Consider the following 23,680-nt stretch of genomic DNA (forward strand, 5'->3'; position numbering starts at 1 on the left):
GCTTGAAATTCTGCGGGATGGTGGGTTGCTTGGGGTTTGGGGAACGCTGGTCATCGCTGAGAGCGCCCCCTGGGCTTCTTGTAGGGCGGCTTTGTGCCAGGAGGGGACGTTGACTAGCAGGACTATGGCTTACTGAGTTGTCAGAACTTAGTGAGCCAGGCTATGTAGTGAAAAAACGATGAGTAGAATCCCTCCCGCGGTGTTCACATATTTTTTTAGCTGCACAGGATTAATCTTTTTGGCTGAGAATACTAGGGTATGACTAATAGCGATCAGCCAAAGACTCATCACCACTACGTGAACAGAAGCTAATGCCAAATAATTGCCAACGCCTCCATGCTTCCCACTAAACTGAGAAACAACTGTGAGGTAGAAAATAATGGCTTTAGGATTTAATAAGTTAGCCAGCCACGCATCTTTTAGAGTTACGGTGGTCATGCCATTACTTAAGTGATTGGGCTTTGCACTCATGCCGCTTCGGATGAGCATAAAACCCAACCAAAGAAGATAAATGGTACCTGTAAGTCTCAGGAAATCATAAATTGCGGGAGATGAAACAATAACGGCAGTTATACCGAGTCCGATCAGAAGAGCATGAGTATAAATGCCCAACGCTGTTCCGGCGACGGTTCTGAAAAGACCACTGCGCCCGTCAGACAGAGCACTGCTCATAACAAGCGTGAAACTTGCACCGGGCGATAATGCAATAGGCAGTAATGCAGGTATGAAGCCCAGAAGATTTATTTCCATATGCTTTCAATAGTATGCAACATCTCTTTGATCTGCAAACTCAGTAACACACTCGTTGTTTTACGAGAGAAGGGCTGTTCTGTATCGATGAATGTCCACTGCTCGCTCATAGCGTACCCAACTCCCACCAGCTTCGAACCATAAGCCAACGCCCCCACTACCGCAACTCAACCAGCCCCTTTGCAAAACACACAGCTTCATCCCTGCCAATATAAGGGCCATAATTTTCGATACGGGCATACCCATTCTTCTCGTAAAAATCGACTGCCCTGTGGTTGATGCATCGGGTTTCTAGCCAGATCTCGCTATATCCCATTTCGCTGGCTGAGGTTTCCAGAAAGGTGAGCAACGCTTTGCCAACACCTGGCACGCTTCGGTCTGAATACATCCTTTTAAGCTCGGCTATATTTTTCGTTAACGGCCGGATAGCGCCACACCCTATCGCATCGCCTTGCGCATTTCTTGCCAGGACCCATAACGACTTGTCTTCCTTCATTGCATCCACGGTGAAATTGCTTTTGCCGGTATCACCCGTTATCGCGGCAAGTTCAGATGACAGCATGTCGATTAAACGTTGAGATTCTGAACTTAGAGGATCTGATTTCTCTACTATTATCATGGTTATATCCTGTGCAAAGGTTTGAGCCAGCATAAAGCATTCTGCCGGTAAATGCCGTAGCTCAGCCCCCATGAGCAGGGAGTTAAGTGCAACATTCTCTTCCCGCTCATCTTCGCCCTACAAAACACACCGCATAAAGCCAGCCGCCAGAAATTCTGCTACCATCCCTGCATCATTCACCCTGCAAAGTGGCTGCGACTATGAAATTTGTCTCTTTTAATATCAACGGCCTGCGCGCCCGTCCTCATCAGCTGGAAGCGATCGTTGAAAAGCATCAACCTGACGTGATTGGCCTTCAGGAGACCAAAGTTCACGACGACATGTTCCCGCTCGAAGATGTCGCCAAACTCGGTTACAACGTCTTCTACCACGGCCAGAAAGGCCATTACGGCGTGGCGCTGTTAACCAAAGAGACGCCGATTTCTGTGCGCCGTGGTTTTCCGGGCGATGATGAAGAAGCGCAGCGTCGCATTATCATGGCTGAAGTGCCCTCTCCGTTTGGCAATCTCACCGTGATTAACGGCTACTTCCCGCAGGGCGAAAGCCGCGACCATCCTGTGAAGTTTCCTGCAAAAACGAAGTTTTATCAGGATTTGCAGGACTATCTGACTGGCGAGCTGAAAAAAGAGAACCCGGTGCTGATCATGGGCGATATGAACATCAGCCCGACGGATTTGGATATCGGCATTGGTGAAGACAGCCGTAAGCGCTGGCTGCGCACGGGCAAATGCTCCTTCCTGCCGGAAGAACGTGAGTGGATGGAGCGTCTGCTCGGTTGGGGTCTGGTGGACACCTTCCGTCACGCGAACCCTGAAACGCAGGACAAATTCTCATGGTTTGACTACCGTTCCAAAGGCTTCGACGACAACCGCGGCCTGCGCATAGACTTGCTGCTGGCAAGCCAGGGGCTGGCACCGCACTGCATCGAAACCGGCATCGACTACGAGATCCGCAGCATGGAAAAACCGTCGGATCACGCACCGGTCTGGGCGACCTTTAAGGGCTAAGCTCGGGTAATCCGCCAAAGTGAATACACGTAAACTGGGGCTGCTGGCGTTGCTGGCAGCCTTTATTGTTGCCGTTTTAATCTGGCTGCCCCGCGAGTGGCTTTCATTAAGCACCTTGCAGCAGTCGCACGCTGCTGCCGTCAGCTGGTATCACGCGCATCCTCAACTGGCTTGTGTCGCTTACTTCCTGATTTATGTGCTGGTTACCGCGTTGTCCATTCCAGGCGCTACGCTTATTACTCTACTCGGCGGCGCTGTGTTGCCGTTTTGGTTGGCGGTTGTGATGGTCTCTTTCGCCTCAACAACCGGTGCGCTGCTGGCGATGCTCGTCAGCCGTTACCTTCTGGCCGATTGGGTCAGTCAGCGCTTTCCCGCTCAAATGCGCAGAGTGAATGACGGCATTGCCCGCGACGGTGCGTTTTATCTTTTTGCGCTGCGGATGATGCCGCTGTTTCCGTTCTTTTTGGTGAATCTGCTGGCGGGTGTCACGCGATTAAGCCTGTGGCGCTATTGGTGGGTCAGCCAGTTGGGCATGCTGCCCGCGACGCTGATTTATCTCAATGCAGGCCGTCAGTTAAGTCAGCTACACTCGCTGGCCGATATTCTCTCCGGAGGAATGCTGCTCGCATTCGCTCTGATTGGCCTGTTGCCGTTGATTTCTCGCCGTCTGCTGGGCCACTTTCTTCATCGTTAAAGGAGTTCGTATGCGCCGTGTGCGTTATGGGATCTTTTTCGCCGGGTTGCTTGCCAGCAGCCCATTACTCGCCAACACCTCGTGGCAGCAAACTGAAGCGCAGGCGCGCGGGCAAACCGTCTGGTTTAATGCCTGGGGCGGCGATCAGGCGGTGAACCGCTATCTCGACTGGGTCAGTGGGGAAGTGAAACGCGATTACGATATCACTTTGCGCATCGTGCATATTGCCGACGCTGCCGATACGGTGAAGCGCATTCAGACAGAAGCGAAAGCAGGCCGCACGCACAACGGTTCGGTCGATTTGCTGTGGGTGAACGGGGAAAACTTCCGTACCCTGAAAGAGGCAAATCTGCTGAAAACAGGCTGGGCCGAACAGCTACCAAACTGGCGCTATGTTGATGTGCAAAAACCCGTTCGGGAAGATTTTTCCGTGCCGACTGACGGCGCGGAATCACCGTGGGGAAGCGCACAATTAACGTTTATCGCCCGTCGCGAACAAACGTCACAGCCGCCGCTTTCCGCCGCTGATTTGCTCAGTTTTGCTGCCGCTCACCCCGGCACGGTGACTTATCCTCGCCCACCAGATTTCACCGCAACGGCGTTTCTGGAACAACTTCTGCTGGTGCTCACCACGCAGCCTGATGCACTAAAGCTGCCGCCGAATGCTGAAACCTTTGCCGAGGTGACTGCGCCGCTGTGGGCGTATCTGGATAAACTGCATCCGCAACTTTGGCGTAAAGGTACGGATTTCCCGGCATCACCGGCGAAAATGGATGCCATGCTCGCCAACGGGACTTTGCGGCTTTCTTTGACGTTTAACCCCATGCACGCTGCGCAAAAAGTCGCGAGCGGCGAATTGCCAAAAAACAGCTACAGCTTTGGCTTTCGTAAAGGCATGATCGGCAACGTTCATTTCGTCACGATCCCGGCAAACGCCCGTTCCCCGCAGGCTGCACAGGTTGTGGCGAACTTCCTGCTTTCCCCGGCTGCTCAACAGCGTAAGGCTGATGCTGCTGTATGGGGCGACCCGACAGTGTTAGACATGCAAAAGCTGCCTGAGCCCTGGCCTGAAGTCACCTCAGAACAGACGCCAGCAGTATTGGCTGAGCCGCATGCCGCCTGGGTCAACGCGCTGGAGCAGGAATGGCTGCGCCGTTACGGTACGCACTGATTTCCCTGCTGTGGACAACAATGGCACTGATTTATCTGCCGTTGTTGCCTGCACTCAGCCAGCTTGTGCAACCGGCCTTCTCGCTGGCTGACTGGCAAACGCTGCTTCACGATACGCAACTGCCACAGGCGCTGCTTGCAACCCTTGTCTCTACGGTGATTGCCGTGAGTGGCGCGCTGTTGATTGCGTTAGCCGTGGTCGCTGCGCTTTGGCCTTCTCAACGCTGGCAGCGTCTTGCCTCGCAGCTTCCTCTGCTGCTCGCCGTGCCGCATGTTGCTTTTGTCACCGCCGCCCTGTTGCTCTTTGCCGAAGGCGGCTGGCTGTTTCACCAGTTCCCCACGCTGACGCCGTTTATCGATCGTTATGGCATTGGGCTCGGCCTGACGCTGGCGGTCAAAGAGAGCGTGTTTTTGCTGTGGACGCTCTATGCCCTACTCAGCGGCAAACGGCTCACGCAACAAAGCCTGGTGCTACGCGCTCAGGGTTACGGCCGCTGGCAAATTCTGGCCTGGCTGGTATTGCCGCAATTGATGCCACAACTGCGGATCGTGCTGCTGGCGACGACAGCCTGGACGCTTTCTGCGGTAGATGTGGCGATTATTCTTGGGCCAGGAAACCCGCCGACACTGGCGGTTCTTGCCTGGCAATGGCTCTCACAGGGTGATACCCAGCAACAAACGCAAGGGACGCTGGCTTGTCTGCTTTTGCTATTCATCCTGGCGGCGATGATTTTGGCAGCCATGCTGGTCTGGTGGCTATTCCGTCGAAGCATTCCTGATTTTCAGGGCGTTCGCCGCCCCGCTTCTTATGACTTTGCTGGTCGCGTGTTTGCGTGGCTGTTGCCGCTCTCTGGCTTACTCTGTGTCTTGACGCTCGCGCTGCTTTCCCGCCTGGATGGTGTCGCAATGACCAGCCTGTTCAACAGCCTGTGGCTGGCTCTCAGTGCATCACTTCTGGCGGCGATGCTCGGCTTGCTGTGGCTCGAATATGGCCCGAAGCGTTATACGTTCTGGATTTGGTTACCGCTGGTGCTACCTGCGCTGCCGCTTGTTGCCGGGCAATATCAGCTGGCGTTATGGAGCTGGCAAGATGGCGAGGGACTCACCGTTCTCTGGGGGCACTTGCTGTGGGTGGTGCCGTGGACGTTGTTTATCCTGCATCCTGCCTGGCACAAACTTGACCCGCGAATTTTACTCGTCGCTCGCACGCTCGGTTGGGGTCAATGGCGCTGCTTCTGGACGGTGAAATGCCCTCTTCTGCTGCGTCCTGTGCTCAGTGCTGTCGCGGTCGGGTTCTCGGTGAGCATTGCGCAATATTTACCGACCGTCTGGCTGGGTGCGGGGCGAATCACTACGCTTACCACTGACGCCGTGGCGCTGAGCAGCGCCGGCAGCACGCCTTTGCTGGCAACTCAGGCGCTGTGGCAACTGTTGCTGCCGGGCCTCTTTTTCGGGGTCATCGCCCTGCTGCTCAGGCTGACAGGCCATTACCGACAAGGACTTCGTTGATGTTAATCGTGAAAAACCTGACCCTGACTTGCGGCTCCTCACCGTTACTTCGTGGCGTAACCTTTCAGGTTGAGAAAGGCGAAGTGTTGACGTTAATGGGCGATTCTGGCAGCGGAAAATCCACCCTGTTTACATGGATGGTCGGTGCGCTGCCTGAAGCCTTTCAGGCTTCGGGTGAACTCTGGCTGGCAGATAAGCGCCTGGATGGACTGCCAACCGAAACCCGGCATGTCGGCATCCTTTTCCAGGACGCGCTGCTGTTTGATCACTTCAGCGTCGGGCAAAACCTGCTGCTCGCCCTTCCGTCGTCGGTCGCTCGCCTGCAAAGGCGCTCAAAAGTTGAGGCCGCGCTGGAAAGTGCCGGATTAGGTGGTTTTTACTCACGCGACCCTGCCACGCTTTCCGGTGGACAACGTGCTCGCATTGCGTTGCTGCGTTCGCTGCTAGCTCAGCCCGATGCCCTGCTGCTTGATGAGCCGTTTAGTGGCCTCGATGCCACGCTTCGCGATAGCTTCCGCGCGTTCGTTTTTAGCCAGATTCACCAACAGAATATTCCCGCCGTGCTGGTCACTCATGACGTGGCAGACATCCCGCCAGAGGGCCGTTGTCTGCAGCTTGAAAGCTGGCGCTAATCTGTTTCAGCGCAAGGATTTTCTCAATCCGGAGGTGCAGAATGACGCTTCATTTCACTCCTGTCGGGCAATTCGATGAAACGTGTTTCTCAACTGACCGCGCTGGCCCTGCTGATCGGGCTGTCTTCCTCTGCTTCCTTTGCCGCTGATAAGGCTTCGACCTTGACGCTCAGCGAACTGCAACAACAACACGGTGTCGCCATTGATACGCGCCTGAGCGCGTTTTATAACGGCTGGCCGCAAGCACTCAATGGTACTGAAGGTCATGAACCTTCTGCGCTCAACCTTTCGGCAACCTGGCTTTCAGCGATGAACGATGAACAGCTGGCCGCCTGGATCAAACAACACCAGTTGCAGCCTGCCACGCCTGTCGCGCTGTATGGTGCAATCCAGGATAACGAAGCCGTTGCAGTTCGCCTGAAAAAAGCCGGAATGACTCACGTCACCCTGCTTAGCGATGCCTTACAACAGCCTGAAAGATTGCAAAAACTGCCGCACTTTGAACAGCTGGTTTACCCACAATGGCTGCACGATTTGCAACTGCAAAAGGTGGTCACTGCCGCGCCAGAAGGCGACTGGAAAGTGTTTGAAGCAGCCTGGGGCGCGCCAAAACTTTATCTGCTGAGCCACATTCCGGGGGCCGGGTACATCGACACCAATGAGGTGGAAAGCGAGCCGCTGTGGAATAAAGTCCCGGACAACAAGCTGAAAGCATTGATGGCAAAACAAGGCATTCGCCATGACACCACGGTTATCCTTTACGGACGTGATGTTTACGCGGCGGCCCGCGTGGCGCAAATCCTGCTGTATGCAGGCGTGAAAGATGTTCGTCTGCTGGATGGCGGCTGGAAAACCTGGTCAGATGCCGGTTTGCCTGTTGAGCGCGGCATGCCCGGCAACATCACTCCCGCCCCGGACTTTGGCGCGCCAATCCCAGGCCAGCCACAGTTGATGCTCAACGAACAACAGGCTCGTGGCTTGCTGCATCGTCAGGATGCGTCGCTGGTCAGCATTCGTTCCTGGCCGGAATTTATTGGCACCACCAGCGGCTACAGTTACATCAAGCCAAAAGGTGAGATTGCTGGCGCTCGTTGGGGCCACGCAGGCAGCGACTCCACGCACATGGAAGATTTCCATAATCCGGATGGCACCATGCGTACCGCCGATGACATCGCGGCAATGTGGAAAGCATGGAATATTCTGCCGTCGCAACAGGTGTCTTTCTATTGCGGCACAGGCTGGCGCGCTTCCGAAACGTTCATGTATGCCCGCGCCATGGGCTGGCAGAACATTTCGGTGTATGACGGCGGCTGGTATGAGTGGAGCCAGAACCCGAAAAACCCGGTTAGCCGTGGTGAGCGTGGGCCTGAGTCTACACTTTAATCTTTTCATGCCCGGCGGCGATGCCTTGCCGGGCCTACACCGGCTTAGACCCCGTAGGCCGGGTAAGCGTCAGCGCCACCCGGCAATCAATCAAACTTGCTTCAGCGTCTGATAGCCACTCCAGATCCTCGTCAGCGTCGTCAGCCAACACAGCGCGCCAAAAATCCCTGCCAGCCATGCAAAATACTGTGGGAACAGGCAGCACAGCACGAAGAGTAAAATCGTTTCCGTCCCTTCCGTTAAGCCGCCCAGATAGTAAAACGACTTGTGCGCGTAGCCAGGGTTATCAATTTGATGTTTTGCCTCCAGCGCGGCGAAGGCCAGAAAACTGCTGCCAGTGCCGATAAACGCAAACAGCAGCCAGCCACCCGCCACGGCGTTCGCCTGAGGATCGGCGAGAATAAACCCGAACGGCACCAGTGCGTAAAACAGAAAATCGAGCGAAATATCGAGAAAACCGCCTGCATCTGTCAGCCCACGGCGACGAGCCAGCGCGCCATCCAGCCCGTCCAGCAGGCGGTTGAGCAAAATCGCCACCAGCGCCGGAAGATACCAACCTAGTGCCAGAAACGGCAGTGCCAGCACGCCGATGGCAAAACCTGTTAGCGTCACGCCATCAGCCGAAATGCCCTGCTTCTCAAGCTTCGCAGCAAAGTGATTGAGAGCCGGTTTCAGGCGAAGGTGCAAATGGCGGTCAAGCATGGGGTTTCCTTTCACTGCTGCATAATCCCTGCGAGGGAATCTCCAGCGCGGCGTTAAATCGGGCAGACAGATTCTGGAAAGCCACCAGCGCAGTCAGCTCGCAAATCTGATCGTCGTTATAGAAGTTTTTGAGTGCGCTTTTTTGCGCTTCACTGATAACGGGTGGCGTAGCGGTCATCGCATCGGCATAGGCCAACGCGGCACGTTCGGCCTCACTGAATAGCGTGGAGTTTTGCCACTGGGCGACCGCCTGCACTTTCTCCAGTGCATCGCAGCGTTGTGCCAGTCGCAGCGTGTTCGCATCAATGCAAAATGCACAGTGACACTGCTGTGACACCCGAGTCATCAGCATCGCCCGCAGTTCGGGCGAGAGGCGTGCCTTTTTACGTTCCAGCCAGCCAACAAACAGCGCCACCAGCCAGAAAAGACGCGGCATGCGTCCCCACCAACGTGTGGGATACAACACGTCACCATAATGTTTTATTTGCATCCTGGTGATGGGCACCAGCGAAGCCGGAATTTTACTGAGCGGTGGCACCCACAACTGAGGATTTTTCACCCTAACACTCCTGCAGATCTTCAGATTTATCAACGGCAGAGATAGTATGGCACGCCATCACCAGGAACCTTGACCTCTATGCTGAAAACGATTGATGTCGTCGCTGCCATTCTCGAAAGGAATGGATTAATACTGCTGGCCCAGCGTCCGCCTCATGCGGACCAGCCAGGCATGTGGGAGTTTCCCGGCGGAAAGGTTGAAACGGGTGAAACGCAGCCCGAAGCGTTAATTCGCGAGCTACGTGAAGAACTGGGGATTGAAGCGTTACCTGCTGAATATGTTGCCAGCCACCAGCGTGAAGTGTCCGGGCGCATTATTCATCTGCACGCCTGGCATGTGCCAGACTTCAGCGGCGAGCTGACCGCGCACGAGCACAGCCAGCTTGAATGGGTGCAGCCGGAACAGGCGTTTGGCTATGCGCTCGCGCCTGCGGACATTCCACTGCTGGAAGCCTTTATTGCCTTACGCGACGCCAGACCAGCGGATTCGTGCTGAGGGTTTTGTCATCACGCTGACACTGCAATAACACGCCTTCGGCCTTGATGACCGCGCCTTCCGAGTAGTTGGCGTTCTCATAAATGCAGCACTGGCTGCAAGGCTGCCCACGCTGTCCGCCGCTGCTGAACACTTCCGGGGGCACATTCACTTCGACATCCGGGCGAATGCGCTGATCGGCCTGCACGCCGCCCGCCATCAGCACCAGCAAACCAGCCATCAGAGTTCTTTTCATCGTCATTCCTTTTTTCGGGTTTCAGATAACAGTATCGGCTCAGGACGGGCTTTTCTTAAATTTTAGCTCTCATCGGTTTTTGTTATGACAAACGCCCGGTTATAAATTTTCCCTTCTTCACGCTATTTTTCCTTGCCTGCCGCCTCGTCTGCGGGGATAGTCAAAAAAAAACGCCTTAAACACAACAACTGCATCAACATCATACCGTTAACACCCTAAGAGGAACTTATCGTAATGGAATCGACGCTCTCTCTGGAAAACTTTCTGCAACGCGTACAGCAGCGTGATCCGCACCAATCTGAATTTGCCCAGGCTGTGCGCGAGGTCATGTCTACACTTTGGCCTTTCCTTGACGCCAACCCTCGCTACCGTGAAATGTCTCTGCTGGAGCGTCTGGTCGAGCCGGAACGCGTCATTCAGTTTCGCGTGACCTGGGTTGACGATCGTAATCAGGTGCAGGTCAACCGCGCCTGGCGTGTACAGTTCAGTTCGGCGATTGGTCCTTATAAGGGCGGGATGCGTTTCCACCCTTCGGTTAACCTGTCAATCCTGAAATTCCTCGGCTTTGAACAGACGTTTAAAAACGCCCTCACCACCCTGCCAATGGGTGGCGGCAAAGGCGGCAGTGATTTCGATCCGAAAGGCAAAAGTGAAGGCGAAATCATGCGCTTCTGCCAGGCACTGATGAGTGAGCTGTATCGCCACCTCGGCGCAGACACTGACGTTCCTGCCGGTGATATCGGCGTGGGTGCGCGCGAAGTCGGCTTTATGACCGGGATGATGAAAAAGCTCTCTAACAACACCGCTTGTGTGTTTACGGGCAAAGGCCTGTCGTTTGGCGGCAGCCTGATTCGCCCGGAAGCCACCGGTTACGGGCTTATCTATTTCACCGATGCGATGCTCAAACGCCACGGGCTGGGCTTCGAAGGTATGCGCGTGGCAGTGTCTGGCTCAGGCAACGTGGCGCAATATGCGATTGAAAAAGCCATGGCGCTGGGCGCTCGCGTGGTCACGGCTTCTGATTCCAGCGGTACCGTGGTCGATGAAGCAGGTTTCACGCCTGAAAAACTGGCCCGTCTGGAAGAGATTAAAACCAGCCGCGATGGCCGCGTTGCCGATTACGCCCGCGAGTTTGGTCTGCAATACCTGGAAGGCCTGCAGCCGTGGTCTGTGCCTGTTGATATCGCCCTGCCGTGCGCGACTCAGAACGAACTGGACGTGGAAGCAGCTCGCACGCTTATCGCTAACGGCGTGAAAGCCGTGGCTGAAGGTGCCAACATGCCAACCACCATCGCCGCAACGGATTTGTTCCTCGAAGCGGGTGTTTTGTTTGCCCCAGGCAAAGCGGCGAATGCGGGCGGCGTGGCGACTTCAGGCCTTGAAATGGCGCAGAACGCGGCGCGTATGGGCTGGAAAGCAGAGAAAGTCGATGCTCGTTTGCACCACATCATGCTGGATATTCATCAGGCGTGCGTGGAGTACGGTGGCGAAGCCAAACAAACGCATTATGTGCGTGGCGCGAACATTGCCGGTTTTGTGAAGGTCGCTGATGCGATGCTGGCTCAGGGTGTGATTTAAAGACGGTGCCGGGTGGCGCTCACGCTTACCCGGCCTACAGAATGGGTAGGTTGGGTAAGCGTGAGCGCCACCCGACACCTCATGAAGCCTCCGGCTTTTTCTTTTTCGCTTTGCTGAAACTCTTCTTCTTCGGCTGCTCGCCGCCTGGCGCAATTAAGCCACGGAACTGCTTCACCGGCGTGCTTCGGGCCTGCTGAATCAAGTCGTACAGCGTGCCGACCAGCGGCTGCATGAAATCCTGATAACGACACTGTTTCTCGCTGATTTGCGTCAGCACGGATTCCCAGTGCGCGGTCATATCCGGGCGGGCCGCCATTTCCGGCAGCGAATGAATCAGCGCTCTTCCTGCGTCAGACGAGTGAATATAACGCCCTTTCTTGGTCAGAAAACCGCGTTTAAACAGCAGTTCGATGATCCCCGCACGCGTCGCTTCCGTGCCCAATCCGTCTGTGGCTCGCAGGATCTTCTTCAGATCTTTATCCTGCACGAAACGCGCGATACCAGTCATGGCCGACAGCAGCGTCGCATCGGTGAAGTGGCGCGGCGGTTGCGTCTGACGCTCAATCACTTCGCCCTTTTCACACAGCAGCTCGTCGCCTTTCGCCACTACAGGCAACGGCGTGCCGTCGTTTTCTTCATCACGTTCTTTGTTCCCCAGCAGCGTGCGCCAGCCTGCTTCCGCCAGAAAACGCGCTTTGGCGACGAACTTGCCGTTGGCAATATCCAGGTCAATCTGACATTTGCGGAACACCGCATCCGGGCAGAATTGCATCAGATACTGACGGGCGACCAGCTCGTAGACTTTCGCTTCGTTATCCGTCAGACGCACAGAAGAGCTACGCGCCGTCGGGATAATGGCGTGGTGCGCATCAACCTTTTTATCATCCCAGCAGCGATTGCGAATTTCTGGGTCAACCACTGGCTGCGGCAGCAAATCCGGCGCATGAATGCCGATGGCATTGAGCACCGCCTGACGCCCGGCAAAGTGTTCATCCGGCAGATAGCGGCTGTCCGAACGTGGGTAGGTGATCAGTTTGTGGGTTTCATACAACTTCTGACAGATATCCAGCACGTTCTGCGCGCTGAAACCAAAGCGCTTCGCCGCTTCAATCTGCAAAGCCGAGAGCGAGAACGGCAGCGGAGCCGGTTCTGATTCCCGTTTATCGTTATAACCGGTGACCATTGCAGGCTGCCCGGCAATGCGCGCAACCACATGATCGGCCAGCGGGCGATGCAACAAACGCCCTTCTTCATCCTGATACGGTTCGCACGCCTCACTCGGCTGCCAGGTGGCGGTAAAGCGCTCATCGGCAGGGGTGACGATATGCGCTTTCACATCAAAAAAGTCCTTCGCGACGAAGTTCTCGATCTCTTCGTCGCGACGCACCACCAGGCCCAACACCGGAGTCTGTACGCGGCCCACGGACAACACGCCTTGATAGCCTGCGTTGCGGCCCAGCAAGGTGTAAGCGCGCGTCATGTTGATGCCGTACAGCCAGTCAGCACGAGCACGAGCCAGCGCGGACACGCACAGCGGGATAAACTCGCTGTTCGCGCGAAGACGTGAGATAGCACGTTCCACCGCCTGCGGGTTGAGATCGTTAATCAGGCAACGCTGCACGTGCTGGCGCTTTTCGGCGGGAAGTTCCAGATAATCCAGCACTTCATCCACCAGCAACTGTCCTTCTCTGTCCGGGTCACCTGCGTGGATAACTTCGGTGGCTTTACCGAGCAAATGCTTGATCGCGTTCAACTGTTTGGTCACTGACGGCCGCGGTTGCAGCCGCCATTTTTCCGGTACGATCGGCAAATCCATCAGGTTCCAGCGCGCGTAACGGCTGTCGTAAACATCCGGTTGCGCCTGTTCCAGTAAATGGCCGATACACCAGGTGACCACCTGGCCGTTACCACATTCGATATAACCATCGCCTCTGCGGTGCGGTTTAGGCAGCACATCGGCAATGGCACGAGCCAGACTCGGTTTTTCCGCGATAAACAAACGCATGGGGTTAGCGGATCTCGATCATCGGACGTCCACCGCGCGCGGTCACCAGCTCGCCAATGGCCGTCAGGGTGATGCCATACTCAGCGGCCGTCGCTTTCATCTCGGTTTCCGCTTCCGGCGTAACAGCCAGCAGCAAGCCACCCGACGTTTGTGGGTCACACAGCAGATTACGCCACGCTTCAGGCATTTCGCCCATCAGGTGACCGTAGCTCGCGAAATTACGCGAAGTACCACCCGGTACCGCACCTTGCGCGATGTACTCTTCAACACCTGGCAGTTTTGGCACGTCGGCAAAACGAATTTGCGCCTGCACGCCTGCGCCCTGACACATTTCACTGAGGTGCCCGAGCAAACCAAACCCGGTGACATCGGTCATCGCTTTAATGCCGTCGATATTGGCGAAAGCAGCACCGGCGATATTCATCTGACACATCACTTCCGTCGCCAGCCCCTGATGTTCAGGTTTGAGCAGCGATTTTTTCTCTGCGGTGGTCAGCACACCAATGCCGAGCGGTTTCGTCAGAAACAGCTTACATCCGGCCTGCGCCGTGCTGTTTTTCTTCACCCGCTCTGTCGGCACAATGCCCGTGACCGCCAGGCCAAAAATAGGTTCTGGCGCGTCGATGGAGTGCCCGCCGGCCAGAGCAATCCCCGCCTGCTGGCAGGCAAAGCGCCCGCCTTCAATCACTTCACGGGCGATTTCTGGCGCAAGAGTGTTGATTGGCCAGCCCAGAATGGCGATCGCCATGATCGGCTTCCCGCCCATCGCAAAAATATCGCTGATGGCGTTGGTGGCAGCGATGCGGCCAAAATCGAACGGATTGTCGACGATAGGCATGAAGAAATCGGTGGTGCTGATAACCGACGTTCCGTTGCCTAAGTCATACACCGCCGCATCGTCTCGGGTTTCGTTACCGACAAGCAGGTTCGGGTCGACAAACTTCGCCTGGGAGCTCAGCAGAATGGTTTCCAGCACTTTGGGGGAAATTTTACAACCGCAACCGGCTCCGTGGCTGTATTGCGTCAAACGAATGGCTTGCTCGCTCATGGACATCTCCTGTCATTGCAATCCCGTTATGTTAGCGCCCATTTGCGTGGGTGATAAGAGTGACAGTCTGAAATCGCGCGCTGTTGCTCACTATCCGCGCAATCCAGGGATCGGCACGGCCCCTTTTGTCCGCATTAATACATTCATCCGTCTTATGTATCTGCGGTTTTGCGAGGTACCGCAATTTTTTCTGCGCCGTTTTTCTTTCTACTGTTTATGACAGAAATGTTACAGCCTCCTCGGGACGACTTAATAACGAAAGGAAACCTTGATGAAAAAAAGTCTTTTGGCGTTTTGCGTAGCCAGTTTGTTCTCTGTGAATGCCTTTGCTCTGGTGCCGTCGGGCAATGACGCCACCACCAAACCTGACCTCTATTACCTGAAAAATGCCCAGGCTATCGACAGCCTTGCCCTGCTGCCACCGCCACCGGAAGTGGGCAGCATTGCCTTCCTCAACGATCAGGCCATGTATGAACAAGGCCGCCTGCAGCGTAATACCGAGCGAGGTAAGCAGGCTGCGGAAGATGCGAACCTGAGCAGCGGCGGCGTGGCGAATGCCTTCTCAACGGCGTTTGGCTCACCGATAACCGAGAAAGACAGCCCTGAGCTGCACAAACTGCTGACCAATATGATTGAGGATGCGGGCGATCTCGCCACCCGTTCAGCTAAGCAGAAATATATGCGCATTCGCCCGTTTGCGTTCTATGGCGTGCCGACCTGTAACACCAAAGAGCAGGATGAGCTGGCGAAAAACGGCTCTTATCCGTCGGGCCATACTTCGATTGGCTGGGCAACCGCGCTAGTGCTGGCAGAGATTAACCCGACTCGTCAGAACGAGATCCTTAAACGCGGATACGATCTGGGCCAAAGCCGTGTTATCTGTGGTTACCACTGGCAAAGTGATGTGGATGCGGCGCGTATCGTAGGCTCTGCGGTTGTTGCCACGCTTCACACCAATCCGGCTTTCCAGCAGCAGTTGCAGAAAGCCAAAGACGAGTTTGCCAAAGCTCAGAAGTCATAAGGGAAATTGCCCGGCGGCACTTCGCTTGCCGGGCCTACCTGGGACGTAGGTCGGGTAAACGAAGTGCCACCCGACAGATTTTTAAAAACGCACGACAAACGGCGTGGTGTCGGGAATGGAAATGCTCGAAGACGCTTTCAATTGCGGCGTGCCCAGATAGAGGAATCCGACGATTTTATCTTGCTCGCGGCACTGCAAACCCTCGCGAACGACCGGGCTTTCCGTTAATGCGCCGCTGCGCCAGATCCCGTTAAAACCTTGCGCCACCGCCGCCATTTGCATCGCCATCACGGCGCAACCGGCAGACATTTCTTGTTCCCACTTCGGCACTTTGGGGTGCTCCTGACATTTCGCCACCACGGCGATAATCAGCGGGGCGCGAAACGGGGCGTTGCGGGCTTTCTCGATTGCTTTTTCATCTTGTTCAGCAGCAATCGCCCCCTTCTCAAGGAGCTGGCTGAAACGCTCGCGTCCTTCGCCTTCAATCACAAAAAACTGCCAGGGTGTGAGCGTGCCATGATCGGGGGCTCGCAGTCCGGCGCGGAGAATATTCTCCAGTTGTTCGCCCTGTGGGGCGGGCTCGGCAAGGCGTGAAGCGCTGCGGCGGTTGACGAGCAGGTCAAGTGCATCCATTACTTATCTCCGGGTTACAGGGATTTTCACAAAATTAACATGGAAGCAGATTTTGTTACAGCGCGGGCGCCGATTCCTGCTGACAACCGACGACGGTGTCTTTAGGATAGCCACACGTCGCGCCTTCTCGGGCGGACCTCTATTCATTCAGGCAGGGAGAAAACATGCGAACCCTTTGGCGAATTATTGCCGGATTCTTTAAATGGACATGGCGTCTGTTGAACTTTATTCGCGAACTGGTGCTGAACCTGTTCTTTATTTTGTTGGTGCTGGTGTGTGTCGGCATCTGGATGCAGGTGAGCAGCAGTACAGTTGAGAGCACGGGCCGTGGCGCGTTGCTGATGGATCTCACCGGGGTGGTGGTCGATAAACCCTCAACCAGCAGTAAATTCAGTGCCATCAGCCGTCAGTTGCTGGGTGCCAGCTCCGACCGTCTGCAGGAAAACTCCCTGTTTGATATCGTTCAGACGATTCGCCAGGCCAAAGACGATCGCAATATCACCGGCATCGTGCTGGATTTGAAAAACTTTGCCGGGGGCGACCAGCCTTCCATGCAGTATATCGGTAAAGCGCTGCGCGAATTCCGCGACAGCGGTAAACCCGTGTATGCCGTGGGCGATGACTACACCCAGGCTCAGTATTATCTCGCCAGCTTCGCCAACAAAATCTATCTGTCGCCGCAGGGCACGGTCGATCTTCACGGCTTTGCAACCAACGGGCTGTATTACAAATCTCTGCTCGATAAGCTGAAAGTCACCACCCATGTGTTCCGCGTCGGGACGTATAAATCTGCCGTTGAGCCGTTTATCCGTGACGATATGTCCCCGGCCGCACGCGAAGCGGACAGCCGCTGGATTGGCGAGCTGTGGCAAAACTATCTGAACACCATTGCGGCAAACCGCCAGACCACTGCTGAGCAGATTTTCCCTGGCGCGCAAGGTGTGCTGGACGGTCTGCGTAAAGTCGATGGCGACACCGCGAAATATGCGCTGGAGAACAAACTGGTTGATCAGCTGGCGTCGAACACCGACGTTGAAAAAGTGCTGACCAAACAGTTTGGCTGGAGCAAGGCGGATAATAACTATCGCGCAGTCAGCTATTACGACTACAACCTGAAAACTCCGGCAGATACGGGTGCAAGCGTGGCGGTTATTTTCGCTAACGGCGCGATTATCGATGGTCAGGAAACCCCGGGAAATGTGGGTGGCGATACCACAGCCTCACAAATTCGCGATGCCCGTCTGGACCCGAAAGTGAAAGCCATTGTGCTGCGTGTCAACAGCCCTGGCGGCAGCGTTAGCGCCTCGGAAGTGATTCGCTCTGAGCTGGCGGCTGCACGTGCGGCAGGCAAACCTGTGGTTGTCTCTATGGGTGGAATGGCCGCTTCCGGTGGCTACTGGATTTCGACTCCGGCAGATTACATCGTGGCGAACGCCAGCACCCTGACCGGCTCCATCGGCATCTTCGGGGTGATTAACACCGTTGAAAACAGTCTGGATTCCATTGGCGTGCATACCGATGGCGTGTCGACGTCCCCACTGGCGGACATCTCGATGACCAAAGCGCTGCCGCAGGAAGTGCAGGACATGATGCAGCTCAGCATTGAGAACGGTTATAAGCGCTTTATCACCCTGGTGGCGCAGTCTCGCCATAGCACGCCAGAACAGGTGGATAAAATCGCTCAGGGCCACGTCTGGACCGGTCAGGATGCCAAAGCTAACGGCCTGGTGGATAGCCTCGGTGATTTCGACGATGCCGTCGCGAAAGCCGCCGAGCTGGCGAAACTGAAACAGTGGCATATCGATTACTATCAGGAAGAGCCCACGTTCTTCAATATGGTTATCGACAGCCTGAGCGGGTCTGTCCGCGCAGCATTGCCACAGGCGCTTCAGGCTTATCTGCCTGCACCGCTGGTCACCGCCGCCAGTGTGGTCAAGGAGGAAGGCGATAAGCTTGCCGCCTTCAACGATCCGCAGAACCGTTATGCGTTCTGCCTGACCTGCGCTAACATACGCTAATTCGCATCCCCTCCACTGGAGGGGATTTAATTGTCTGACAAAGAAGGATAAAACGTGGTTTTTCCTTCTTTGTGGTTATCAGCCGAAAATCACAAAATGATTTTCCTCATTTTCATGTGGTGCTATCTGTTTGTATTGTGAATGCTTGCAAGCAGGCATCAGTCTATGTCCCCTCCTAACCAGAGGGGATTTTTAGTTAAAATTCAGTCACTCATCATGCAAAAGAAATCGATCTACGTAGCCTACACCGGCGGGACTATCGGCATGCAGCGTTCCGAACACGGGTACATCCCCGTTTCAGGTCACCTGCAACGCCAGCTGGCGCTGATGCCGGAATTCCACCGCCCGGAAATGCCTGACTTTACCATTCACGAATATCAGCCCCTGATGGACTCCTCGGATATGACGCCAGAAGACTGGCAGCACATCGCCGACGACATTCAGGCGCATTATGATGATTACGACGGTTTCGTGATCCTGCACGGCACGGACACCATGGCATTCACCGCCTCTGCGCTGTCGTTTATGCTGGAGAATCTCGGCAAACCGGTCATTGTGACAGGGTCACAAATCCCGCTGGCTGAACTGCGCTCTGACGGGCAAATCAATTTGCTGAATGCGTTGTATGTGGCGGCGAACTACCCGATTAACGAAGTCACGCTGTTCTTCAATAACCGTCTGTATCGCGGCAACCGCACCACCAAAGCTCACGCCGACGGTTTTGATGCGTTCGCCTCGCCAAACCTGCAACCGCTGCTGGAAGCCGGGATTCATATTCGCCGCCTCGGCACGCCACCTGCGCCACACGGTACTGGCGATCTCATTGTTCACCCTATTACACCGCAGCCTATTGGCGTGGTGACCATTTATCCGGGGATCTCCGCTGATGTGGTGCGCAACTTCCTGCGTCAGCCGGTAAAAGCACTGATTCTGCGCTCCTACGGCGTGGGCAACGCTCCGCAAAGCGGTGAGTTCATTAAGGAACTGGCAGAAGCCAGCCAGCGTGGCATCGTGGTCGTCAATTTGACGCAGTGCATGTCCGGTAAAGTGAACATGGGCGGTTACGCCACTGGCAACGCCCTCGCCCAGGCTGGTGTGGTCAGCGGCTTCGATATGACCGTAGAAGCGACCCTGACCAAGCTACACTATTTGTTAACGCAAGGGCTGAATGCTGACGCGGTTCGCACCGCCATGCAGCAAAACCTGCGCGGTGAACTGACGCCCGACGAGTAAGGAGAAGCGATGAACACAAGAGCGCTGTTACTGGTTGATCTCCAGAATGACTTTTGTGCCGGGGGCGCACTGGCGGTGCCGGAAGGCGACAGCACGGTAGATATTGCCAATGCGATGATCCACTGGTGTCTGGTTCGCGGTGATTCCATTGTCGCAAGCCAGGACTGGCACCCCGCTAATCACGGCAGTTTCGCCAGCCAGCATGGCGTTGAGCCCTATACTCAGGGTGAGCTGGATGGCCTGCCGCAAACCTTCTGGCCCGATCACTGCGTGCAGAACAGCGAAGGCGCTGAACTGCACCCGCTGCTCAACAGCCAGCACATCGATATCGTTTTCCCGAAAGGCGAAGCGGTAAACATCGACAGCTACAGCGCTTTTTACGACAACGGCCATCGCCAGAAAACCGGCCTTGATGAGTGGCTACGGGCGCAAAAAGTCACTGAGTTAATTGTGATGGGGCTGGCGACAGATTACTGCGTGAAGTTCACGGTGCTGGATGCGCTGAAGCTGGGTTATGAAGTCAACGTCATTACTGATGGTTGCCGCGGGGTAAACCTTCATCCGCAGGACAGCGTTGAAGCGTTTATGGAAATGGCAGCCGAAGGCGCAACGCTGTACACCTTTGCCGACTGGCAGGAAACTCAGGCCTGATTGTTCTACCTTGCCCGGTGGCGGCTGATGCCTGACCGGGCCTACAGTTTACGATACCTGCAATTCAGCCAGGCCCGGTAAGCACAGCGCCACCGGGTAATCATCATCACAACCCCCTCATTTTCCTCTCTAAATTGAATCCCTCTCGCAGTTTTAACGCAACGGTGATGCTACTCTGCTCTGGCTGTTTTTTCGCCACGCCCTTGTGTGGCGTGTCGGTCTTTTTTATCAGTCAAAGAGGATGATTTATGAAACTATTGCCTGTTCTGGCAGCCTTACCCCTGCTCTGCACCTCGACAGTTTTCGCGGCTGACCTGATGTCAGTCGGCTATTTTAACGGCGGCGGAGACGTCACCGCCGGGCCTGGCGGCGATATCAATAAGCTGGATGTCCGCCAGATAACCCACCTCAACTACTCCTTCGGCCTTATCTACAACAACGAAGCGGGTGAAACCAATGAAGCGCTGAAGGATGCCAGCAAACTGCACCAAATCTGGCTCTCACCGAAAGTGATTGCCGATCTGCGCAAAGTACCGGAATTACGCAAACAGAACCCTGACCTCAAAGTGCTGCTTTCCGTTGGCGGCTGGGGCGCTCGTGGCTTCTCTGGCGCGGCGGACAGCAAAGAAAGTCGCGCAGTCTTTATCCGTTCTGTTGAAGAGGTGGTGAACACCTACGGGCTGGATGGCATCGATCTTGACTGGGAATATCCGGTCAACGGCGCATGGGGGCTGGTGGATAAGCAGCCTGAAGACAAAGACAACTTCACCGCCCTGCTCAAAGAACTGCGTGCCGCAATGCCTACACAGAAACTGGTGACCATTGCCGTAGGTGCCAATGCTGAAAGTCCGAAAAGCTGGGTGGATGTGAAGGCTATCGCGCCTTATCTGAACTACATCAACCTGATGACCTACGACATGGCGTACGGCACCCAGTACTTCAACTCAAACCTGTATGACTCCAGCCAGTGGCCAACCGTCGCCGAGGCAGATAAATACAGCGCTGATTTTGTGGTGAATAACTACCTTGCCGCCGGGCTGAAACCGGAACAGATGAACCTTGGGATTGGTTTCTATGGCCGCGTGCCGAAACGCGCCACTGAACCAGGCATCGACTGGAGCAAACCGGACGCAGAGAAAAACCCTGCAACTCAGCCGTACTTCAGCCAACAAGAAACCGAGCTGTTCCGTTCACTAGGGTTTGATCTCAGCAAAGACACCTACGTGAAGTACAACGACATCGTCGGCAAGCTGATTAAGGATCCGCAGAAACGCTTTACCGAGCACTGGGACGATCAGGCCAAGGTACCGTGGTTGTCGGTGAAATCAGCGGAAGGGAAAGCCTTGTTTGCTCTGTCGTATGAGAACCCACGGTCTGTGGACTTGAAAGCGCAATACATCAAGGAAAAAGGACTGGGTGGCGCGATGTTCTGGGAGTATGGCGCGGATGACAATAACCAGTTAGCTAAGCAGTTGGCTACTTCGCTGGGGATTAAACACTAAAAACACTTTGTTGCCCGGTGGCGGCTACGCCTTACCGGGCCTACCTGGCTCAAAGCCCTGTGTAGGCCCTGCAAGCGTTAGCGCCGCTGGGCAACAGACCGAATTGTCACTGCATCTTCAGTGTCGCAATTGGCTTCGGTGCGATACCGAAATCCTCTTTAAGCTGCTGCTTACTCTTCATCACCATCTGACCTTGGGTGTCGATAGTCATGTGCTGCGCGTCCGTGTTGTAACGGGCCTGCCACAACATCACCAGTTGCAGACTGTTCTCTTTTTGCTCCGGCGTTAACGCGACGCCATCAGGCCATTTTCCCAGCTCTACGGCCGTCGCCAGACGCTGATACACTTCCTCGGTCATGCCGTCGATAATTTGCTCGATTTCCACGATCTGCGGTGCTCCTCAGGAATAATTTGCTGAATCGTTTCTTCAGCCTTTGGTTTTGTCACCGTTTTGCTCATCGGTGAAACTCAATGACGCTGAGTTCACACAATAGCGCTCCCCTGTCGGCTGCGGGCCATCCGGGAACACGTGACCGAGATGCGCGTCACAGTTTCCGCAGCGGATTTCCGTGCGCTGCATGCCGTGGGCGTAGTCATTCAGGTAACGAATCGCCGTGTCGCTAACCGGTTCATAAAAACTCGGCCAGCCACAGCCTGAGTCGTATTTGCTTTCGGCGGTGAACAGCGGTGCATCGCAGACCAGGCAATGGTAGAGGCCGTCACGCTTGTTGTGCAGCAGACGCCCGGTGAAAGGCGGCTCGGTACCGTGCTTCTGGGTCACGTAAAACTGCATTTCGCTTAAGCTGCTTTCGAGCTCTTCGGGAGTGGGTTTGTTCGCCATTGGCTCACTTCTCGCTGGATAAATATCGACTTATGGCTGCGATTCTAACAAAACATTAACAATGAAGTGCGAACTTTTGTTCTAAACTTAGTCGTTGCGAAAGGGCAGCCCGATAATCGTGATCAAAATCACATTTTTATCTCTTCTGGCCTTTAAAATTCCGGGCGCAGCCCTCATATGGAATTTGGCCCAAAGGATGAGTGAGGCGGTCAATCGTGCAAAGGCTATGCAGAGGATTGATTTGTCGCAATGATTGACACGATTCCGCTTGACGCTGCGTAAGGTTTTTGTAATTTTACAGGCAACCTTTTATTCACTAACAAATAGCTGGTGGAATATATGACTATCAAAGTAGGTATCAACGGTTTTGGCCGTATCGGTCGCATTGTTTTCCGTGCTGCTCAGGAACGTTCTGACATTGAAATCGTTGGTATCAACGATCTGTTAGACGCAGAGTACATGGCATACATGCTGAAATATGACTCAACTCACGGTCGTTTCAACGGCACCGTTGAAGTAAAAGACGGCCACCTGGTTGTTAACGGTAAAAAAATCCGTGTTACCGCTGAAAAAGATCCGGCTAACCTGAAGTGGAACGAAATCGGTGTTGACGTTGTTGCTGAAGCAACCGGTATCTTCCTGACCGACGAAACTGCTCGTAAGCACATCACTGCTGGCGCGAAAAAAGTTGTTCTGACTGGTCCATCTAAAGATGACACCCCGATGTTCGTTAAAGGCGCTAACTTTGACAAATACCAGGGTCAGGACATCGTTTCTAACGCTTCTTGCACCACCAACTGCCTGGCACCGCTGGCAAAAGTTATCAACGACAACTTCGGCATCATCGAAGGTCTGATGACCACTGTTCACGCGACCACCGCAACTCAGAAAACCGTTGATGGCCCGTCTCACAAAGACTGGCGCGGCGGCCGCGGCGCAGCTCAGAACATCATCCCATCTTCTACCGGTGCTGCTAAAGCAGTAGGTAAAGTGCTGCCAGAACTGAATGGCAAACTGACGGGTATGGCGTTCCGCGTTCCAACTCCAAACGTTTCTGTTGTTGACCTGACCGTTCGTCTGGAAAAAGCAGCGTCTTACGAAACCATCAAGAAAGCTATCAAAGCGGCTTCCGAAGGCCCAATGAAAGGCGTTCTGGGTTACACCGAAGACGACGTTGTTTCTACCGATTTCAACGGTGAAGTTTGCACTTCCGTGTTCGATGCTAAAGCAGGTATCGCGCTGAACGACAACTTCGTGAAACTGGTTTCCTGGTACGACAACGAAACCGGTTACTCCAACAAAGTTCTGGACCTGATCGCTCACATCTCCAAATAAGTTGAGATGAGAACCTGATCCAAAAAGGCGACTTCGGTCGCCTTTTTTTATGCTTCTCGA

Annotated in this window: 24 protein-coding genes; 14 read left to right on the forward strand and 10 right to left on the reverse strand. The window is 54.9% G+C overall.

Going from position 1 to position 23,680, the window contains the following annotated elements; translation table 11 throughout:
- Positions 1-147: 147 nt before the first annotated feature.
- Both ACLW56_RS01020 and ACLW56_RS01025 read right to left on the reverse strand, forming a co-directional pair.
- Positions 148-750, reverse strand: coding sequence for a LysE family translocator (locus tag ACLW56_RS01020; RefSeq protein WP_330981957.1), 603 nt, complete (start codon positions 748-750; stop codon positions 148-150).
- Positions 751-907: 157 nt separating this feature from the next.
- A complete protein-coding gene (locus ACLW56_RS01025; RefSeq protein ID WP_330982101.1) occupies positions 908-1,369 on the reverse strand; it encodes a GNAT family N-acetyltransferase in 462 nt (153 codons plus the stop codon).
- A 200-nt stretch (positions 1,370-1,569) separates the two neighbouring features.
- On the opposite strand from ACLW56_RS01025, the gene xthA reads away from it, so the two are divergent.
- The 6 genes from xthA (at position 1,570) to ACLW56_RS01055 (ending at position 7,764) form a co-directional block, all read left to right on the forward strand.
- A complete protein-coding gene (gene xthA, locus ACLW56_RS01030) occupies positions 1,570-2,376 on the forward strand; it encodes an exodeoxyribonuclease III (protein WP_330981958.1) in 807 nt (268 codons plus the stop codon).
- A 19-nt stretch (positions 2,377-2,395) separates the two neighbouring features.
- Complete coding sequence (locus ACLW56_RS01035; RefSeq protein ID WP_330981959.1) at positions 2,396-3,070, forward strand: TVP38/TMEM64 family protein; 675 nt, start codon at positions 2,396-2,398, stop codon at positions 3,068-3,070.
- A gap of 10 nt (positions 3,071-3,080) precedes the next feature.
- Positions 3,081-4,241 carry an ABC transporter substrate-binding protein gene (locus tag ACLW56_RS01040; protein WP_330981960.1) on the forward strand — a complete coding sequence of 387 codons (1,161 nt, stop codon included), beginning with the start codon at positions 3,081-3,083 and terminating at the stop codon, positions 4,239-4,241.
- A complete protein-coding gene (locus ACLW56_RS01045; protein WP_330981961.1) occupies positions 4,214-5,749 on the forward strand; it encodes a thiamine ABC transporter permease in 1,536 nt (511 codons plus the stop codon). The genes ACLW56_RS01040 and ACLW56_RS01045 overlap by 28 nt, the downstream gene beginning before the upstream one ends.
- Entirely contained in the window at positions 5,749-6,381 is a 633-nt protein-coding gene (locus ACLW56_RS01050) for an ATP-binding cassette domain-containing protein (protein WP_330981962.1), read from the forward strand. The genes ACLW56_RS01045 and ACLW56_RS01050 overlap by 1 nt, the downstream gene beginning before the upstream one ends.
- 75 nt (positions 6,382-6,456) lie before the next feature.
- Entirely contained in the window at positions 6,457-7,764 is a 1,308-nt protein-coding gene (locus ACLW56_RS01055; protein WP_330981963.1) for a sulfurtransferase, read from the forward strand.
- A gap of 90 nt (positions 7,765-7,854) precedes the next feature.
- On the opposite strand, the gene ACLW56_RS01060 is transcribed toward ACLW56_RS01055, so the two are convergent.
- Together ACLW56_RS01060 and ACLW56_RS01065 are read right to left on the reverse strand one after the other, a co-directional pair.
- Complete coding sequence (locus tag ACLW56_RS01060; RefSeq protein ID WP_330981964.1) at positions 7,855-8,466, reverse strand: CDP-alcohol phosphatidyltransferase family protein; 612 nt, start codon at positions 8,464-8,466, stop codon at positions 7,855-7,857.
- Positions 8,459-9,025, reverse strand: coding sequence for a carboxymuconolactone decarboxylase family protein (locus tag ACLW56_RS01065; protein WP_330981965.1), 567 nt, complete (start codon positions 9,023-9,025; stop codon positions 8,459-8,461). The genes ACLW56_RS01060 and ACLW56_RS01065 overlap by 8 nt, the downstream gene beginning before the upstream one ends.
- Positions 9,026-9,103: 78 nt before the next feature.
- On the opposite strand from ACLW56_RS01065, the gene ACLW56_RS01070 reads away from it, so the two are divergent.
- A complete protein-coding gene (locus ACLW56_RS01070; RefSeq protein ID WP_330981966.1) occupies positions 9,104-9,520 on the forward strand; it encodes a pyrimidine (deoxy)nucleoside triphosphate diphosphatase in 417 nt (138 codons plus the stop codon).
- Here the strand turns inward: ACLW56_RS01070 and ACLW56_RS01075 are convergent.
- Positions 9,480-9,755 (reverse strand): DUF1496 domain-containing protein, encoded by a 276-nt coding sequence (locus ACLW56_RS01075; RefSeq protein ID WP_415377442.1) that lies wholly within the window; start codon positions 9,753-9,755, stop codon positions 9,480-9,482. The two genes, ACLW56_RS01070 and ACLW56_RS01075, sit on opposite strands and share 41 nt — an antisense overlap.
- Before the next feature lie 234 nt (positions 9,756-9,989).
- Between ACLW56_RS01075 and gdhA the strand changes: the two genes are divergently transcribed.
- Positions 9,990-11,333: an NADP-specific glutamate dehydrogenase gene (gene gdhA / locus ACLW56_RS01080; protein ID WP_330981967.1), complete on the forward strand. Its 1,344-nt coding sequence runs from the start codon at positions 9,990-9,992 to the stop codon at positions 11,331-11,333.
- 79 nt (positions 11,334-11,412) lie between these two features.
- Here gdhA and ACLW56_RS01085 read toward each other — a convergent pair whose 3' ends face one another.
- Both ACLW56_RS01085 and selD read right to left on the reverse strand, forming a co-directional pair.
- Positions 11,413-13,338 (reverse strand): DNA topoisomerase III, encoded by a 1,926-nt coding sequence (locus ACLW56_RS01085; RefSeq protein ID WP_330981968.1) that lies wholly within the window; start codon positions 13,336-13,338, stop codon positions 11,413-11,415.
- A 4-nt stretch (positions 13,339-13,342) separates the two neighbouring features.
- A complete protein-coding gene (selD, locus tag ACLW56_RS01090; protein ID WP_330981969.1) occupies positions 13,343-14,386 on the reverse strand; it encodes a selenide, water dikinase SelD in 1,044 nt (347 codons plus the stop codon).
- A 271-nt stretch (positions 14,387-14,657) separates the two neighbouring features.
- On the opposite strand from selD, the gene phoC reads away from it, so the two are divergent.
- The gene (gene phoC / locus ACLW56_RS01095) at positions 14,658-15,407 is read left to right on the forward strand and encodes an acid phosphatase PhoC (protein ID WP_330981970.1); all 750 of its coding nucleotides are present in this window, start codon (positions 14,658-14,660) and stop codon (positions 15,405-15,407) included.
- 81 nt (positions 15,408-15,488) lie between these two features.
- Here the strand turns inward: phoC and ACLW56_RS01100 are convergent, their stop codons facing one another.
- The gene (locus tag ACLW56_RS01100; RefSeq protein WP_330981971.1) at positions 15,489-16,040 is read right to left on the reverse strand and encodes an NAD(P)H nitroreductase; all 552 of its coding nucleotides are present in this window, start codon (positions 16,038-16,040) and stop codon (positions 15,489-15,491) included.
- A gap of 164 nt (positions 16,041-16,204) precedes the next feature.
- Between ACLW56_RS01100 and sppA the strand changes: the two genes are divergently transcribed.
- The 4 genes from sppA to ACLW56_RS01120 all read left to right on the forward strand — a co-directional run bounded on the left by sppA (position 16,205) and on the right by ACLW56_RS01120 (position 21,444).
- On the forward strand, positions 16,205-18,058 hold the full coding sequence (gene sppA, locus ACLW56_RS01105) for a signal peptide peptidase SppA (protein ID WP_330981972.1): 1,854 nt from the start codon (positions 16,205-16,207) through the stop codon (positions 18,056-18,058).
- A gap of 216 nt (positions 18,059-18,274) precedes the next feature.
- Positions 18,275-19,291, forward strand: coding sequence for an asparaginase (gene ansA, locus ACLW56_RS01110; protein WP_330981973.1), 1,017 nt, complete (start codon positions 18,275-18,277; stop codon positions 19,289-19,291).
- A 9-nt stretch (positions 19,292-19,300) separates the two neighbouring features.
- Positions 19,301-19,942, forward strand: coding sequence for a bifunctional nicotinamidase/pyrazinamidase (gene pncA, locus ACLW56_RS01115; RefSeq protein WP_330981974.1), 642 nt, complete (start codon positions 19,301-19,303; stop codon positions 19,940-19,942).
- A 248-nt stretch (positions 19,943-20,190) separates the two neighbouring features.
- The gene (locus ACLW56_RS01120) at positions 20,191-21,444 is read left to right on the forward strand and encodes a glycoside hydrolase family 18 protein (protein ID WP_330981975.1); all 1,254 of its coding nucleotides are present in this window, start codon (positions 20,191-20,193) and stop codon (positions 21,442-21,444) included.
- 106 nt (positions 21,445-21,550) lie between these two features.
- Here ACLW56_RS01120 and ACLW56_RS01125 read toward each other — a convergent pair whose 3' ends face one another.
- On the reverse strand, positions 21,551-21,829 hold the full coding sequence (locus ACLW56_RS01125) for a YeaC family protein (protein ID WP_330981976.1): 279 nt from the start codon (positions 21,827-21,829) through the stop codon (positions 21,551-21,553).
- 42 nt (positions 21,830-21,871) lie between these two features.
- Positions 21,872-22,285 carry a peptide-methionine (R)-S-oxide reductase MsrB gene (gene msrB / locus ACLW56_RS01130; RefSeq protein WP_330981977.1) on the reverse strand — a complete coding sequence of 138 codons (414 nt, stop codon included), beginning with the start codon at positions 22,283-22,285 and terminating at the stop codon, positions 21,872-21,874.
- A gap of 339 nt (positions 22,286-22,624) precedes the next feature.
- On the opposite strand from msrB, the gene gapA reads away from it, so the two are divergent.
- Positions 22,625-23,620 (forward strand): glyceraldehyde-3-phosphate dehydrogenase, encoded by a 996-nt coding sequence (gene gapA, locus ACLW56_RS01135; protein ID WP_330981978.1) that lies wholly within the window; start codon positions 22,625-22,627, stop codon positions 23,618-23,620.
- Positions 23,621-23,680: the final 60 nt, after the last annotated feature.

It is taken from the genome of Pantoea sp. sgz302252 (assembly GCF_047713085.1).
Taxonomy (GTDB): Bacteria; Pseudomonadota; Gammaproteobacteria; order Enterobacterales; family Enterobacteriaceae; genus Scandinavium.

Excerpts from the sequence above, each read along its gene's own strand:
- selD (WP_330981969.1), bottom strand. The coding sequence starts at position 14,386 with ATGAGCGAGCAAGCCATTCGTTTGACGCAATACAGCCACGGAGCCGGT.
- gdhA (WP_330981967.1), top strand. The coding sequence starts at position 9,990 with ATGGAATCGACGCTCTCTCTGGAAAACTTTCTGCAACGCGTACAGCAG.
- msrB (WP_330981977.1), bottom strand. The coding sequence starts at position 22,285 with ATGGCGAACAAACCCACTCCCGAAGAGCTCGAAAGCAGCTTAAGCGAA.
- phoC (WP_330981970.1), top strand. The coding sequence starts at position 14,658 with ATGAAAAAAAGTCTTTTGGCGTTTTGCGTAGCCAGTTTGTTCTCTGTG.
- ACLW56_RS01020 (WP_330981957.1), bottom strand. The coding sequence starts at position 750 with ATGGAAATAAATCTTCTGGGCTTCATACCTGCATTACTGCCTATTGCA.
- ACLW56_RS01085 (WP_330981968.1), bottom strand. The coding sequence starts at position 13,338 with ATGCGTTTGTTTATCGCGGAAAAACCGAGTCTGGCTCGTGCCATTGCC.
- ACLW56_RS01050 (WP_330981962.1), top strand. The coding sequence starts at position 5,749 with ATGTTAATCGTGAAAAACCTGACCCTGACTTGCGGCTCCTCACCGTTA.
- sppA (WP_330981972.1), top strand. The coding sequence starts at position 16,205 with ATGCGAACCCTTTGGCGAATTATTGCCGGATTCTTTAAATGGACATGG.
- ACLW56_RS01055 (WP_330981963.1), top strand. The coding sequence starts at position 6,457 with ATGAAACGTGTTTCTCAACTGACCGCGCTGGCCCTGCTGATCGGGCTG.
- pncA (WP_330981974.1), top strand. The coding sequence starts at position 19,301 with ATGAACACAAGAGCGCTGTTACTGGTTGATCTCCAGAATGACTTTTGT.
- ACLW56_RS01120 (WP_330981975.1), top strand. The coding sequence starts at position 20,191 with ATGAAACTATTGCCTGTTCTGGCAGCCTTACCCCTGCTCTGCACCTCG.
- xthA (WP_330981958.1), top strand. The coding sequence starts at position 1,570 with ATGAAATTTGTCTCTTTTAATATCAACGGCCTGCGCGCCCGTCCTCAT.
- ACLW56_RS01100 (WP_330981971.1), bottom strand. The coding sequence starts at position 16,040 with ATGGATGCACTTGACCTGCTCGTCAACCGCCGCAGCGCTTCACGCCTT.
- ansA (WP_330981973.1), top strand. The coding sequence starts at position 18,275 with ATGCAAAAGAAATCGATCTACGTAGCCTACACCGGCGGGACTATCGGC.
- ACLW56_RS01075 (WP_415377442.1), bottom strand. The coding sequence starts at position 9,755 with ATGAAAAGAACTCTGATGGCTGGTTTGCTGGTGCTGATGGCGGGCGGC.
- ACLW56_RS01045 (WP_330981961.1), top strand. The coding sequence starts at position 4,214 with ATGGCTGCGCCGTTACGGTACGCACTGATTTCCCTGCTGTGGACAACA.
- ACLW56_RS01040 (WP_330981960.1), top strand. The coding sequence starts at position 3,081 with ATGCGCCGTGTGCGTTATGGGATCTTTTTCGCCGGGTTGCTTGCCAGC.
- ACLW56_RS01070 (WP_330981966.1), top strand. The coding sequence starts at position 9,104 with ATGCTGAAAACGATTGATGTCGTCGCTGCCATTCTCGAAAGGAATGGA.
- gapA (WP_330981978.1), top strand. The coding sequence starts at position 22,625 with ATGACTATCAAAGTAGGTATCAACGGTTTTGGCCGTATCGGTCGCATT.
- ACLW56_RS01060 (WP_330981964.1), bottom strand. The coding sequence starts at position 8,466 with ATGCTTGACCGCCATTTGCACCTTCGCCTGAAACCGGCTCTCAATCAC.
- ACLW56_RS01025 (WP_330982101.1), bottom strand. The coding sequence starts at position 1,369 with ATGATAATAGTAGAGAAATCAGATCCTCTAAGTTCAGAATCTCAACGT.